We start from the raw sequence: 14147 nt of genomic DNA on the forward strand, positions 1-14147 counted from the left end.
CCCGCGCCGGCAGGCTGCGGGGGCCGAGGACGCGGCTCACTCCGCGGTCGAGTCCACCGCGACGCGCTGCTTGCGGCCGACCGTGGCCCGCATGACCGGTTCGACGACACGCGCCGCGATCGGGCCGATGATCGCCATCAGCAGCACATACGTGGTCGCCAGCGCGGCGAACCCGTCGGGCACCGCACCGGCGGCCACGGCCAGGCCGGCGATGACGATCGAGAACTCGCCGCGGGCGACCAGCGCCGTGCCCGCTCTGGCCCGGCCGAGCTGGGACGCGCCCGCGCGTTTGGCCGCCCACCAGCCGGTGGCGACCTTGGTCGTGGTGGTGACCACGGCCAGCAGCACCGCCCAGCCCAGGACCGGCGGAATCGTCGCCGGATCGGTGCTCAGCCCGAACAGGACGAAGAACATCGCCGCGAACAGGTCGCGCAGCGGTTCGAGGATCTTGGTGGCGTCGTGCGCGGTGGAATCGGAGATCGCGATACCGAGCAGGAACGCGCCCACCGCCGCCGACACCTGCACCGCCGAGGCGACACCGGCCACCAGCAGCGCCGAACCGAGCAGCTTGAGCAGGAAGATCTCCCGATCCTCGCTGGCCACGATGGCCGAGACGTACTTGCCGTATCTCAGCGCGACGACGAGGACCACGGTCACCGCGACCAGCGCGATGCCGACGGTGGTCAACCCGGCCACGAAGCCGACACCGGCCAGCACGGCGGTGAGCACCGGCAGATAGACCGCCATCGCCAGGTCCTCGAACACCAGGATCGACAGGACCACCGGGGTTTCCCGGTTACCCAGCCTGCCCAGGTCGTTGAGCACCTTCGCCACGATGCCGGAGGAGGAGATGTAGGTGACGCCCGCCATCGCGATCGCGCCGGTCGGCCCCAGCCCCAGCATCAGCGCCACGATGACGCCCGGTGTCGCGTTGAGCACCAGGTCGAGCAGGCCCGCCGTCCACGACTTGCGCATGCCGGTGACCAGTTCCCCCGCCGTGTACTCCAAGCCGAGCAACAGCAGCAGCAGGACGACGCCGATCTCGCTGGCGATGTGGATGAAATCCTCCACCTCGTGCAACTCGATCAGGCCGCCGGTCCCGAAGACCAAACCCCCGAGCAGATAGAGCGGGATGGGCGAGAGGCCGACGCGGGCCGCGATTCGCCCGAGCACACCCAAACCGAAGAACACCGCCCCGAGCTGGATCAAAGCCAGCGCGGATCCACTGATCTGCACCGGCTCAGCCGTCGGTGAGGATCGCGGCGGCAGCGTCGAGTCCGGCGTGCGTGCCGACTACGACGACCATGTCACCGCCGAGGAACTCGAACTCCGGTCCCGGTGAGGCATGGACCTGCCCCGCGCGCAGCACCGCCACGATCGACGCGCGGGTCCTCGTCCGCATCTCGGTCTCGCCGAGGCGCCGCCCGGCGTAGGCCGAGTTCGACGGCACCGGCATCGACCGCGTGCTCACCCCGTCGAGGTCACGGTGCTCTTCGCGCAGCTGCGCGACCAACTGGGGCGCGCCGAGCAAACCGGCCAGAGTGCGGGCCTCGGTACTCGACAGCGGAATCTGCACGGTGGCATCCGGGTCGCCGACCTTGGTGAAGATCAGATCGGTGCCACCGTCGCGATGGTCGACGACGCCGATGCGGCGGTCCACCTTCGTCAGCGAAAACTCTTTCCGGACACCGATTCCCGGCAGGGAAGTCACATCTACATTCATTGGATCACCTAACCTCAGCTAGGCGATACCTTACCTTCTCTTTACCATTCGCACGGCCGCTCAGCCCTGGTCGAGCAACCTTCCGGCGGCCTCCAGCCCCTCGTCGGTGCCGACAACGACGACGAGATCACCGGCGATGAAGGTGAAATCCGTTCCCGGCGAAGGGGTCACATCCCCCGCGCGGACCACCGCGACGACCGAGGCCTTGGTGCGGGTGCGCATCGCGGTGTCGCGCAACGGCCGACCGTCGAACGGGCTGCCGCGATCGATCGCGAACTGCCTGGTCGACAGTTCCCCGACGCCATGGACGGCCGCGGTCTTCTGCACCACCTGCGGCGCACCGAGCAGACCGGCCAGCACGCCGATCTCGTTGCTCGACAAGGGAATCGACGTGGTCGTGTCATAGTCCCCCGCCCGCGAGACGACCAGATCGACGGTGCCGTCACGGTGTTCGATCACGCCGATCCGGCGACGCGCCTGCGCCAGCGGGAAGTCCTTGCACACGCCGATCCCCGGTAAAGGCGTCACATCGATGTTCACGCCCTCACAGTACGACGACTTCGGAATAACACCAGCCGTTGCCCCCGCGGTGAGTACGGCTCAAGACCGCTGTGCGAATCGCCAGCGGGTGGCGCCGTGGGGATCGGTCAGGGCGACACCGACCGCGGCGTGGACGGTGAAGCGGTAGAGGTACCAGGGCGCCGGGCCCGCGCTCTGGGCGCTGAAAGGGGCGGTGACGGCGTCGCCCGCCCGTTCGGCGGGCCAGCCGGTGGCTCGGTAGTCGGCGGTGACCAGGTCGATCTCGGCATGGTCGGTGGTGCGGACCGCTGTGCCTTCGAAGACCAGGTCGACGTCGTCGGGGAAACGGAACGACAGGGTGCACGCCGGGTTCGCGGCCAGATACCGGGACTTGTGGGTGTCCGGGCCGCTGGTGAAGTAGAAATACGCGCCGACGAGGGTCGCGCCGATGCCTGCCGAGTGGGGCCGGCCGTTGGGACCGACCGTGCCGAGGAACTGGGCGGTCTCCAGGGCGGCGATGCCGTTCTCGATGGCGGCGCGCGCCCGGCTCCACGGCAGCTTGTCGGTGCCGTAGATGTTGAGGTCGGTGGCGTCGACGGGATCGGGCAGCATCGGCACTCCCTTGACAAAGGCGCTGGCCCGGCGGGTCAACGGAGGACTCACACAGGTTTTCCAGTATAGGTGCGACCGGTTCGGCACCGGCAACGGCTTGCGTATTCGGGCGAAGTTGTGTGTTGTTGAGTCGTGACCAACTCATCCGGAGACGCGTATCCACTCACGGACACGATGACCACCACGACGGCGGTACACGACGGCGTCACGGTGCTGACGGTGACCGGCGAGGTCGACCTGGCGACCGCGCCCGCGCTCGACGCCACGATCGAGGCCATCCTGGCCGACAAACCGGCAACGCTGGTGATCGACCTGACCGCGGTCGGGTTCCTGGCCTCGGCGGGCATGGCGACCCTGGTCGCCGCGCATCAGCGGGCAGGCCAGACCACGGCGATCGCGATCGTCGCCGACGGGCCCGCCACCAGCCGTCAGCTGAAGATGACGAGCCTGGACCAGGTGTTCGCCATGCACACCACGCTGGCCGCCGCCTTGGCGTCGTTCACGTCCTGACCCCAGAAAAACGCGCCGCCGCCCGGAGAGTTCTCCCAGCGGCGGCGCGTTGTCGTGGGCGGGTCAGCAGAGCGCGCGCAGCTGCTCGATCAGCTTGATCCGGCCCGCGGCGTTCTCGGCAAGCGGCGTGACGTTCAGCGTGGTGACGCCCGCCTCGGCCATGGCCGCGATGCGATCCTTGACGAAGCCCTCCGGACCGATCAGCGACACGTCGCGGACCAGCTCGTCGGGCACGGCCTGCGCGGCGGCCTGCTTGTCACCGGCCAGGTACAGCTCCTGGATACGGTCGGCGGCCGCGCCGTAGCCGTACTTGGTGGCCAGCGTGTGATAGAAGTTCTTGCCCTTGGCGCCCATGCCGCCGATGTAGAGCGCCAGGTGCGGCTTCACGAAGTCCAGCAGCGGGGTGACGTTCTCGCCGATCGCCAGCGGCGGGCCCGCGAAGATCTCGAGCTGCCCCAGCGACGGGTCGCGCTTGGCCTTGCCCGCCGCCAGCGCGTCGCCCCAGACGTCCTTGGCCTTCTCGGGCAGGAAGAAGATCGGCTGCCAGCCCTCGGCGAGCTCGGCGGCCAGCTCGACGTTCTTCGGGCCGAGCGCGGCGAGCAGCACCGGAATGCGTTCGCGCACGGGGTGATTGATCAGCTTGAGCTCTTTACCCAGCCCGGTGCCGCGGTCGGCGGGCAGCGGGATCTGGTAGTACTTGCCCTGGTAGTTGAGCTTCTCGCGCCGCCAGACCTTCCGGCAGATCTCGACGAGCTCGCGGGTGCGGCCGATCGGGGCGTCGTAGGGCACGCCGTGGAAGCCCTCGATGACCTGCGGGCCGGACGCGCCGATGCCGAGGATGAAGCGGCCGTCGGAGACGAAGTCCAGGCCCGCCGCGGTCATCGCGGTGAGGCTGGGGGTACGGGTGTAGAGCTGCAGAATGCCCGAGGCCAACTGCACTCGTTCGGTGCGGGCGGCCAGGAAGCCCAGGGCGCTGACCGCGTCGAACGAGTACGCCTCCGGCACGAAGACGATGTCGAGGCCTGCGCGTTCCAGGTCGGCGACCTCGGTCGCGACCTCCTTGAACCCGCCCGAGTAGTTGATGCTCAATCCGATCCGCATGCACCCAACATAGCCCCGGCGCGCGCAGCCACCCCGACCGGTCGGTCTGTGGGCGCAGGTGCTGGTCGGGCGGGGTGTTCCGGTCGGCACGCGGTAGCGTTAAAGGCGAGTACCACCGCAGTTCTCGCCGCATCGAAAGGTCACCACGTCGTGTCGCAGCCCACCGCCTCGCCGCAGCAGATCGCCCCCTCGTTCGGGTCGGTGACCCTGGAGCACTATCTGTCGGAGCTGGGCGCCAAGGTGCCCGCACCGGGTGGCGGGGCGGTGGCCGCCCTGCACGCGGCCCAGGCCGCGGCGCTGGTCGCGATGGTCGCGCGCTACACCACCCGCGCCAAGGATGCCGTGCACCGGCCGATCGTCGACCGGATCATCGAGGCCGCCGACGGCGCCCAGGCGCGGTCGCTGGCGCTGGCCGATGCCGACGCCGCCGCCTTCACCGCCGTCGGTGCCGCCTACAAGCTGCCCAAGGACACCGACGACGAGATCGCCGCCCGTACCGAGGCGATCAACGCCGCACTCGTCGAGGCCGCGCGGGTGCCCGCCGCGGTGGTCGACGAGGCCGACGAGATCCTGTCGCTGGCCGCCGAACTCCTGCCGATCGGTAACCCCAACGTGGTCACCGACATCGGCGCGGCCGCCGACGCCGCCCGCGCCGCGGCGATGAGCTCGCAACTCAACATCGAGATCAACGTCGGTTCGCTGCCCGCCGCGCTGGGTGACGGCTTCGCCGCGGCGCTGCTGCGCGTCGACACGATCGCCGCGCGCGCCGACGCCCTGCACGCCGACGTGCTGCACGCAGTGCGCGGCTGATTCAGGCCGCGGTGAGCACGATCTTGCCGCGGACCCCACCGGACTCGCCGAGCCGATGCGCGGCGGCGAGTTCGGTGAGCGGCAGGATCGTCGCGACGCGCAGGTCGAGGTCGGCCCGGTCGACGGCGGCGGCCAGCTCGGTCAGCGCCGCGGTCGTCGGGTCGACATAGAACCGGCTGACCCGCGAATCCGGGTGCGTCTCCGGGCCTTCCGCCGCGATCACCCGGCCGGTGGCGCTGAGCACGCGCAGTGACCGGTCGGTGTTGTCGCCCCCGACCAGGTCGAGCACCAGATCGACCTCCCGCACAGCGGTGGTGAAATCCGTGGTGCGGTAATCGATCGGCTCGCCGACGCCGAGTTCGCGCAGGTAATCGTGATTGGCGGCCCGTGCAGTGCCCGCGACCTCCGCACCGCGGCGCGCGGCGAGCTGGACGGCCAGGTGCCCGACGCCACCGGCGGCCGCGTGCACCAGGACCCGCTCCCCTCGGCGCACCGAGGCCAGCGACTGCCAGGCGGTGAGCCCGGCGACCGGCAGGGCCGCCGCGCGCACCGGATCGAGCGAGGACGGCACCGCCGCCAGCCGATCCTGGTGCGCCACCACGTATTCGGCGTTCGCCCCGCCGAACACCATGCCGAACACCGTGTCCCCCGGCGCGAATCGCGTCGCGTCGTCGCCACGCTCGACGACGACACCGGAGACGTCGAGACCGAGTACCAGCGGCGGCTCCCCGAGTTTGCGGATCAGGCCGCCGCGCAGCTTCCAGTCCGCGGCGTTCACGCTCGTGGCCACCACCCGGACCAGGACCTCCCCCGGCCCCGGCTCGGGCCGCGGCACCTCCACCCGCTCGAACACGTCCGGTCCACCGAAACTGCGCTGCGTCATCTGCCACATGCGGGCAAGTCTGCGCCGAGTGGTATCTCTGCGGTAGTAGGCACCTTTCGGATACCGTGGTACCCCATGGATACCACCCGGGCCGCTGGTGATCGCGCGAACTCGGTCGAGGCGTTCCTGCGGGACTGCCCAGCACGGCAACTGCTGTCCGTACTGGCCGACAAATGGGTGTTGCTGGTGCTGGGCGCCCTGCGCGCGGCGGATGGCCCGGTGCGGTTCAACGAGCTGCGCAGGCGCCTCGACGGCATCACCCAGAAGATGCTCACCAAAACCCTGCGCGACCTGGAACGCGACGGTCTCGTCCGGCGCACGGTCTATCCGACGGTCCCGCCCCGGGTCGAGTACGCGATCACCGCACTCGGGGCCGACCTGGGCCGGATCAGCCACGCCATGGGCGCCTGGGTGGTGGACCACCATCACGAGATCACCGCCGCCAGAGCCGAATTCGACGCCGCCCAGGGGATCGAGCCCGCACCGCTGCCGCGCCCCGGCTCTGTCCGCTGAACCGGTATCGATGTGGGATCGCTTTCTCGGGGCCCTCACCTGTGCGAACACAAGGCGACACTCCGCAGGCCTGTCGGCCGTTACCACTTCGATAGGTCTAGTTGATCATGGCGGCTTAGACTTGGAATCCGCCTACGAGTGACTGAAGGGGTGGCGTTTATGAGGAACGCACTTCGTTTCCTGTTCGTCGCGGCCATGGCGGCATTGCTGGCCGCATTCTGGTCCGGATCCGCATCGGCGGCTCTGATCGACGGAACTCCGACCGCTACGGTCACCGCGATATCACCGGCGAACGGACAGGTCGTCGGCGTCGCCGCGCCCGTCACGTTCTCCTTCGCGGCGCCGGTCGCCGACCGCGCCGGCGCCGAACGCGCCGTCGCGATCCGGTCCACCGACGCGCTGCCCGGCACCTTCGCCTGGGTCGACGACACCCGGTTGCGCTGGACTCCCACCGGCACGCTGCCGGCGAGCTCACCGATCTCGGTGCAATTCGGCAACCAGCGCACCGAATTCCAGACCAACCAGGGCGTCTACGCCGAAGGGAACCTGTCGACGCACCGGTTCATCGTCAGCATGGGCGGACAGGTCGTGCGCGACATGCCCGCGTCCATGGGCAAGCCCGGTTTCGAAACGCCGACGGGCAATTTCACGGTGCTGGAGAAGTTCCGTTCCGTGGTCTTCGACTCGCGCACCATCGGCATCCCGCTCGACGATCCCGAGGGCTACATCATCGACGGTGAATGGGCCGAAAGGCTCACCTGGGGTGGCGTATTCGTGCACTCCGCACCGTGGTCGGTGGACTCGCAGGGCTACGCCAACGTGAGCCACGGCTGCATCAATCTCGCCCCCGGCGACGCGGCCTGGTACTACGAAAATGTCGGCATCGGTGACCCGGTCTACATTCACTGGTGAGTAATTCCCTCGTGGCATTCGGCGTTCCCACCGTCAGCGCAGTATCGTGCCCGTAACGAAATCGTTGCGGGACGGAACCTGACGGCGACTCCCCTGATGAAGGTGGGGCGATGGATCGACCGGATGCACACAGACCGACCGGGGCTCGACAGCACGACCCCGGTTCGGCCGGTGATCCGTTCACTGCTGCCACGCCGTGGCGACCCGGTCGTGAGCTGGGTGCGCCGCGGCCGCGCAGGCTGACCGAAACGACTGGTCCGCAGCCGGTTACCGGCCCGCGGCACCGGATCGATGGGCCTGCGACCCCGGCGGGTATTCCGGTGATCTCCCTGTCCGCGGCGCGCGCGCCCGAGCGGATCGGGCAGCCCGATCCCCTGCACAGTCTCGCCCCGGCGGACAGCTACGCCACCGATCGGCTGCCCATCGTCGGCGGCCCGTTCGATCCCGGTGCGCGCCACGCACTTCCGGACCCGCCGATGGCGAGCCCCGAACCCGACAACGGGCCGAACACCGACAGACTGCCGATCATCGCCCCCGCGCCCGGAGGCACATGGGCGGACTGGGTCACGGCCGAGCAGGAACCGGCACCGCGCCCCACGCCCGACTACTCCGGTGACGACGAGGTCTTCGCGCGGATGATCGACCGGTCGCGGCGACACCGACGCCCGCCGCGCTGGGCGGCGCCGCTGGCCGCCTCGATGGCGGGCGCGCTGCTGATCGGCGGCGGCTACTACCAATTGCGCGGTCCCGCACCGGAATCCGCGGCCGCGAGCACCGTGCTGGAGCCCGCGCCCGCGAGCACGGTTCCGGTCGCCGGCGACTGCCCCGCCGAACAGGTCGGCAGCAAGATCCAGGGCAACGGTGCCGGCGGCACCGAGAACGGCGTCGCGGCCATCCTGGCGTTCCAGCACGCGTATTACGTTGCGCGCTCCGGTGATCAGGCCCGGACGCTGGTATCCGGCGATGCGGCACTGCCTTCCGGCGCGGATATCCAGGCAGGCATCGACACGATCCCGGTGGGCACCACCCACTGCCTGTCGATCACGCCCGCGGCGTTCGCCGGACAGTACTTCGTGGTGATCACCGAGTTCCGGCCCGACTCGGCGCCGATCATCTACAACCCGCAGCTGGTCGGCACCGCCAAGGTCGGCGGGAAGACGTTGATCACCTCGATCGGGCCGGTGCGCTAGACCCGATCGAGGTCGGCTCGAAACCCGCTCAGGCGCGGGCTTTCTCGGCCGCGACGACCACGTGGCGCATCAGCAGCGCGGTGGTCACCGGGCCGACGCCGCCGGGGACGGGGCTCAGCGCGGCCGCCTTGCCGTCGACCGTTGCCGCGTCCACGTCGCCCACGATGCCACCGTCGGCGGCCTCGTTGGTGCCCACGTCGATCACCACGGCGCCGTCACCGATGTGCTTGCCGGTGACCAGCCCGATCCGGCCCGCGGCGGCGACCACGATGTCGGCGGGGGTGGTGACCGCGGCCAGGTCGGCGGTGCGCGAGTGCGCGACGGTGACGGTGGCGTTCTCGGCGAGCAGCAGCTGCGCGAGCGGCTTGCCGACGATGTTGGAGCGGCCGACGACGGTCACCAGGCGGCCCTGCAGCGCGATGCCGTGATGCTTCAGCAGCTCGACCACGGCCTCGGAGGTGGCGGGGACGAAACCGTCCAGGCCGGAGGCGAGCAGGCCGAGGGACAGCGGGCTGACGCCGTCGACGTCCTTGCTCGCGGCGATCGCCGAGCTCACGTCGTCGAGGCTGACGCCGGCGGGCAGCGGGGTCTGCAGCATGATCGCGTCGGTGGCCGGGTCGGCGCTGCGCGCGGTCAGCTCGGCGCGGATCGTCTCCGCGCTCGCGTCGGCGCCGAGATCGATGCGCTCGCACGCGATCCCGAGGCGCTCGGCGGCTTTGCGCAGCGAGTTCACGTACCACGCGCTGGCCGGGTCGTCGTTGGCCACGATCAGCGCCAGCGTCGGCGCGGTGCCCGCGGCGGTGAGCGCGGCGGCGCGCTCCTTCGTGTCGGCGTTGATGGCGGCGGCGAGTTCCTTGCCGGTCAGCGAAGCGGTATCCACGGTGGGTCAGCTTATCCGTCGTTACCCCCTGAGCGGTCCACCGGGCGGCGACGCGCGGAACGTCATCGGGATCCGGGGCGCCCGCCGCACGCGGTCGTAGGGTGTCGGCAGCTCTGCCACCAGCTCTGCCAGCACGTGCCGAACCGTTCGCGGGAAGGGTGTCGACTGTCGTGAAGATCTCGAGGCATTGGAAACAGGTGGCTGCCGCCGTCGCCGCGGTCGCCGCGGTCACGAGCGCCACCATCGGCCCCGCCACCGCCGAAGCGGACGTGACCGCGCTCTACAACTCCGCGCAGCGGCATTTCACCGACGGTGACGATGCCGCGGGCCGCGCCGACCTGCGCACCCTCATCGCCGCCGATCCGCACGACGCCGACGCCCTCGCGCTGCAGGCCATCTGGTCGCACTACGCAGGTGACCACGCCGCGGTCGGCGAGGCGATGGCGCGGCTCGGCGCCGTCGACGCCGGCATGGCCGCCGGCACGTCCAATGTGCTGCGCGCGGTCACCGCGGCGGCGTCGACGCTACCCAATCCGCTGCCCGCGCTGATCGGTCCGCAGACCGGGATCGTGGTCCTCGGCTACGGGCTGCTGCCCGACGGCGCGCTGCGGCCGGAGCTGGAGAACCGGCTCACCGCGGCCTGGCTGCAAGCCGTCGCCGCGCCGTTCTCGCCGGTGATCGTCACCGGTGGCAATCCGCAGAACGGGATCTCCGAGGCGGAGGCGATGCGGCGCTGGCTGGTCGGGCGCGGCCTGCCGGGTGAGCGGATCCACGTGGAGGACCGGGCCGGGTCGACGGTGCAGAACGCGCTGTTCAGCACCCGCATGCTGCGTGATCTCGGTGCGACCAGTGCCGTGGTGGTGACCTCGCCCAACCACATCCGGCGCGCGGTCGCCGACTTTCTCGTCGCCGGAACCAACGTCGTCGGGGCGATGACCTCACTCGAACAGCTGGTCTCGCAGCTGCCGCCGCCTGCCAAGGCCGCGCAGCGCGGGATCTACCTGGACGCCACCCGCACGTTCGAGCTCGACAGCTCGCGCTGATAAATCGGTTGTCCGGTCAGGGACAATCGCTGCATGCATGTTTCCGCCGCCCCCGCCGACGTGATCCTCGCGCTGCGTGCCGCAGGCTGTGTCTTCGCCGAAGACGAGGCCGCCCTGTTGCTCGAGGCCGCCGCGGGTGACTCGGCCCGCCTCGACGCGCTCGTCGCGCAGCGGGTCGCGGGGACGCCGCTCGAATATCTGCTCGGCTGGGTCGAATTCCGCGGGGTGCGGGTCGGCGTGCGGCCCGGTGTCTTCGTGCCGCGGCAGCGCACCGCGTTCCTGGTCGAGCAGGCGGTAGCCGGTGTCGCGCCGGGGACGGCCCAGGCGTGCGTGGTCGATCTGTGTTGTGGCTGTGGGGCGCTCGGGTTGACCGCGGCGACCGAACTCACCGCCCGCGGGTGCGCTGTCGAGCTCGTGGCCGCCGATATCGATCCGGTGGCCGTCGCCTGTGCGCGGGAGAATCTGGCGCCGTTGAGCGCGCCGGTGTTCGGCGGTGATCTGTTCGACGCGCTGCCCGGCGATCTGCGGGGGCGCATCGATGTGCTGCTGGCGAATACGCCGTATGTGCCGAGCGAGCGGGTCGCGGACATGCCGCCGGAGGCGCGCGAGCACGAACCGCTCGTGGCGCTCGACGGCGGTGCGGACGGGCTCGATGTGTTCCGGCGAGTCGCCGACGGCGCGGCAAGCTGGCTGGCGCCGGGCGGGACGGTGCTCGTGGAAACCTCGACGGGACAGGTCGAGACGGCGTGTGCGGTGCTCGCGGAGCACGGTCTCGTGCCGCGGGTCGAGCACTCCGAGGAGCACTACGCCACCGTCGTCCTCGGGACCCGCCACCCGGGTAGCTGAACGACGATGCCCCCGCCGACCACCGCATCCACGGCCGGTCGGCGGGGGCATCCCCTCCGGCGCCTACTTGCGCCCGGTGAACTGATCCATCGAGTGGTACACGCCCACCGCGTTGAGGTAGAAGTCGCGCACCTTGATCGGCAGCAGACCCGTGAGCGCGCGGTTCATCCGCGAGGTCCACGGCAGCACCACCAGGGCGCCGCCGTTCTTCATCTCCCGCCACGACGTCTCGACGACCTCGTTCTGCTCGAGCATCGGCGTGAACAGGATTCCCTTGGCGCCGTCGAACATGCCGGTGTTGATGTAGGTCGGGCAGACCGTGGTGAACTTGACGTGGTCGTGGCCCGCCTGCTCGAGCTCCAGGCGCACCGAGTCCGACCAGCCCAGCGCCGCCCACTTCGACGCCGCGTAGACGGCCATGCGCGGGTTGGCGACCAGACCGGCCGAGGACGCGATGTTGAGGACACGCGCCTGACCGGCACCGGCGACCATGCCCGGCAGGAACTCCAGGGCGATGTACATCGGGGCCAGCGAGTTGATCGCCATGGTCATGTCGATGTCGCCGCGGTTCTCGGTTTCCCAGAAGTAGGTGTTACCGCGCACGATTCCGGCGTTGTTGACCAGGATGTCGATCCCGCCGATCTCGTTGCGCACCGCGTCGGCGGCCTCGCGGATCGAGTCCTGCGAGGACACGTCGACGATGTAGGAGTGCACCTTGCCGCCCTGGGCGGTCAGCTGCGCCGCGGTCTCGCGCAGGGCGATCTCGTTGACGTCCCACAGCACCACCGCGTCGGCGCCCTCACGGACCGCCGTCTCGGCGAACAACTTGCCAAGGCCCATGGCGGCGCCGGTGACCAGCACCCGCTTGCCCGCGACCGTCTCCAGTTTCATGTAATGCCTACCCCTGCTTCGTTTCCTGCTTGCCGCTACTTCTGGCGTAGCGTCTTCATGACGCCGAAGACCAGCGTCATCGTCTTGGCCCACATCTGCTCGGACATGCCGGGCAGCGGCGCGATCGGCAGCACCCGCTGGACCGCGATGGTCTGGGTGTCGATGTACTTCAGCAGCCCCTCGGGACCGTGGCGGCGCCCCTGGCCGGAGATGCCGAGGCCACCCGACGGCGCGTCGACGCTGCCCCAGGCGGCGCTGAAGCCCTCGTTGACGTTCACCGAGCCGGCGTTGATCCGCGCGGCCACCGCCTTGCCACGCTCGGCGTCCTTGCTCCACACGCTGGCGTTGAGGCCGTAGGCGGTGTCGTTGGCTGCCTCGATGGCGGCCTCGTCGGAGTCGACCTTGTACACCGAGACGACCGGGCCGAAGGTCTCCTCGCGGTAGACCGTCATGCCGGGCGCCACGTCGGCGAGCACGGTGGGCTCGTAGAAGTACGGGCCCAGGTCGGGACGGGCACGGCCACCGGCGAGCACCTTCGCGCCCTTGGCGACAGCGTCGTCGACGTGCGCGGTGACGGTGTCGAGCTGGCGCTGGAAGGTCAGCGAGCCCATGTCCTTGCTGTAGTCGAGCTCGCCGCCGAGGGTCATGTTCTTGACGTTGCCGACGAACTCGGCGACGAACTGGTCGTAGACCGAGGCGTCGACGTAGATGCGCTCCATCGACTCGCACAGCTGACCCGCCGAGGAGTAGCAGGCGCGCACGGCGAGCTTGGCCGCCTTGGAGACATCGGCGTCGGCGAGCACGAGCAGCGGGTTCTTGCCGCCGAGCTCGAGCGAGTAGCCGATCAGGCGCTCACCGGCCTGCTGGGCGATGGTGCGGCCGGTGGCGCTGGAGCCGGTGTAGTCGACGTAGTCGGCGCGCGCGATCACGTCGCCGCCGATCTCGCGGCCGCGGCCGAGCACGGCCTGCCACAGGCCGCGCGGCAGACCGGCGCGCTCGGCGGCGTCGATGGCCCACAGCGCCGACAGCGCGGTCTGGTTGTCGGGGCGGGCGATGACGGCATTACCCGCGACCAGAGCGGGCAGCGCGTCCGAAGCCGACAGCGCGAGCGGGTAGTTCCACGGCGAGATGACCGCGACGACGCCCTTGGGGCGGTGGCGCACGTCGACCGAGGTGAGCACCGGCAGCACGCCGCGCGGCTTGCGGTCGGCGAGCAGCTTGGGCGCGACGGCGGCGTAGTAGCGCGAGTTCAGCGCGACGTCGGCGACCTCGTCGAAGGCGTGCGGGCGCGACTTGCCGGTCTCGGTCTGCACGATGTCGAGGATGGTGTCCTGCTCGGCGAGCACGATGTCGTGGAAGCGGCGCACGATCTCCACGCGCTGCTTGACCGGCACCTTGGCCCAGTCGCGCTGCGCGTGGCGGGCCACGGCGAAGGCGCGGTCGATGTCGTCGATCGAGGACTGCGGCAGATCGCCGATCTTGTATCCGGTGGCAGGGGCGAAGACCGGCACCGACGCGGCGCCACCCGCCACCGCACGGTCGAACAGGGGCTTGACCAGCGCGGTCGGCAGCGCGGTTGGTTCGGCGGTCAGCTCGGGGGCTGTCGTCATTGTCGGCCCTTCTCCTCAACAGATGGGTCGCGCGGATCGATCGCGCAGGTTCGGCTATTTGCCTGAACACTAGTGTTAGATTAATGGTTGATGGCGGTACCGTG

The 14147-nt window shown here is 70.1% G+C and carries 16 protein-coding genes; 7 read left to right on the forward strand and 9 right to left on the reverse strand.

Annotated elements, in window-relative coordinates; translation table 11 throughout:
* Positions 1-36: 36 nt before the first annotated feature.
* The 4 genes from ACWF9G_RS14320 to ACWF9G_RS14335 are packed head-to-tail and all read right to left on the reverse strand — an operon-like array spanning position 37 to position 2854.
* On the reverse strand, positions 37-1230 hold the full coding sequence (locus ACWF9G_RS14320) for a cation:proton antiporter (protein WP_379309549.1): 1194 nt from the start codon (positions 1228-1230) through the stop codon (positions 37-39).
* A gap of 10 nt (positions 1231-1240) precedes the next feature.
* Entirely contained in the window at positions 1241-1723 is a 483-nt protein-coding gene (locus ACWF9G_RS14325) for a cation:proton antiporter regulatory subunit (protein ID WP_379089301.1), read from the reverse strand.
* A 60-nt stretch (positions 1724-1783) separates the two neighbouring features.
* Complete coding sequence (locus ACWF9G_RS14330; RefSeq protein WP_379309548.1) at positions 1784-2263, reverse strand: cation:proton antiporter regulatory subunit; 480 nt, start codon at positions 2261-2263, stop codon at positions 1784-1786.
* Positions 2264-2323: 60 nt separating this feature from the next.
* Positions 2324-2854 (reverse strand): pyridoxamine 5'-phosphate oxidase family protein, encoded by a 531-nt coding sequence (locus ACWF9G_RS14335; RefSeq protein WP_452515654.1) that lies wholly within the window; start codon positions 2852-2854, stop codon positions 2324-2326.
* Between the two features lie 174 nt (positions 2855-3028).
* Between ACWF9G_RS14335 and ACWF9G_RS14340 the strand changes: the two genes are divergently transcribed.
* Positions 3029-3364, forward strand: coding sequence for an STAS domain-containing protein (locus ACWF9G_RS14340; RefSeq protein ID WP_189023137.1), 336 nt, complete (start codon positions 3029-3031; stop codon positions 3362-3364).
* Positions 3365-3427: 63 nt separating this feature from the next.
* Here the strand turns inward: ACWF9G_RS14340 and ACWF9G_RS14345 are convergent, their stop codons facing one another.
* Complete coding sequence (locus tag ACWF9G_RS14345; RefSeq protein ID WP_452515655.1) at positions 3428-4465, reverse strand: LLM class F420-dependent oxidoreductase; 1038 nt, start codon at positions 4463-4465, stop codon at positions 3428-3430.
* Positions 4466-4615: 150 nt separating this feature from the next.
* On the opposite strand from ACWF9G_RS14345, the gene ACWF9G_RS14350 reads away from it, so the two are divergent.
* Positions 4616-5275, forward strand: coding sequence for a cyclodeaminase/cyclohydrolase family protein (locus ACWF9G_RS14350; RefSeq protein ID WP_379309544.1), 660 nt, complete (start codon positions 4616-4618; stop codon positions 5273-5275).
* Between the two features lies 1 nt (position 5276).
* Here the strand turns inward: ACWF9G_RS14350 and ACWF9G_RS14355 are convergent, their stop codons facing one another.
* Entirely contained in the window at positions 5277-6167 is an 891-nt protein-coding gene (locus ACWF9G_RS14355; protein WP_452515657.1) for an NADP-dependent oxidoreductase, read from the reverse strand.
* 66 nt (positions 6168-6233) lie between these two features.
* Between ACWF9G_RS14355 and ACWF9G_RS14360 the strand changes: the two genes are divergently transcribed.
* The 3 genes from ACWF9G_RS14360 to ACWF9G_RS14370 all read left to right on the forward strand — a co-directional run bounded on the left by ACWF9G_RS14360 (position 6234) and on the right by ACWF9G_RS14370 (position 8773).
* Complete coding sequence (locus tag ACWF9G_RS14360) at positions 6234-6671, forward strand: winged helix-turn-helix transcriptional regulator (protein ID WP_452515659.1); 438 nt, start codon at positions 6234-6236, stop codon at positions 6669-6671.
* A gap of 159 nt (positions 6672-6830) precedes the next feature.
* A complete protein-coding gene (locus ACWF9G_RS14365) occupies positions 6831-7583 on the forward strand; it encodes a L,D-transpeptidase (protein ID WP_379309541.1) in 753 nt (250 codons plus the stop codon).
* Positions 7584-7693: 110 nt separating this feature from the next.
* The gene (locus ACWF9G_RS14370; RefSeq protein ID WP_452515661.1) at positions 7694-8773 is read left to right on the forward strand and encodes a hypothetical protein; all 1080 of its coding nucleotides are present in this window, start codon (positions 7694-7696) and stop codon (positions 8771-8773) included.
* Positions 8774-8801: 28 nt separating this feature from the next.
* Here the strand turns inward: ACWF9G_RS14370 and ACWF9G_RS14375 are convergent, their stop codons facing one another.
* Positions 8802-9653 carry a bifunctional 5,10-methylenetetrahydrofolate dehydrogenase/5,10-methenyltetrahydrofolate cyclohydrolase gene (locus ACWF9G_RS14375; protein WP_378852372.1) on the reverse strand — a complete coding sequence of 284 codons (852 nt, stop codon included), beginning with the start codon at positions 9651-9653 and terminating at the stop codon, positions 8802-8804.
* Positions 9654-9823: 170 nt separating this feature from the next.
* Between ACWF9G_RS14375 and ACWF9G_RS14380 the strand changes: the two genes are divergently transcribed.
* Entirely contained in the window at positions 9824-10696 is an 873-nt protein-coding gene (locus ACWF9G_RS14380; protein WP_452515663.1) for a YdcF family protein, read from the forward strand.
* A gap of 33 nt (positions 10697-10729) precedes the next feature.
* Positions 10730-11542, forward strand: a complete 813-nt coding sequence (locus ACWF9G_RS14385) for a putative protein N(5)-glutamine methyltransferase (RefSeq protein WP_452515665.1) — start codon at positions 10730-10732, stop codon at positions 11540-11542.
* A 63-nt stretch (positions 11543-11605) separates the two neighbouring features.
* Here the strand turns inward: ACWF9G_RS14385 and ACWF9G_RS14390 are convergent, their stop codons facing one another.
* Positions 11606-12433 (reverse strand): SDR family NAD(P)-dependent oxidoreductase, encoded by an 828-nt coding sequence (locus tag ACWF9G_RS14390; RefSeq protein WP_379309537.1) that lies wholly within the window; start codon positions 12431-12433, stop codon positions 11606-11608.
* Positions 12434-12468: 35 nt separating this feature from the next.
* Complete coding sequence (locus ACWF9G_RS14395; protein WP_379309536.1) at positions 12469-14043, reverse strand: succinic semialdehyde dehydrogenase; 1575 nt, start codon at positions 14041-14043, stop codon at positions 12469-12471.
* Between the last annotated feature and the right edge of the window lie 104 nt (positions 14044-14147).

It is taken from the genome of Nocardia sp. NPDC055029, from assembly GCF_053608525.1.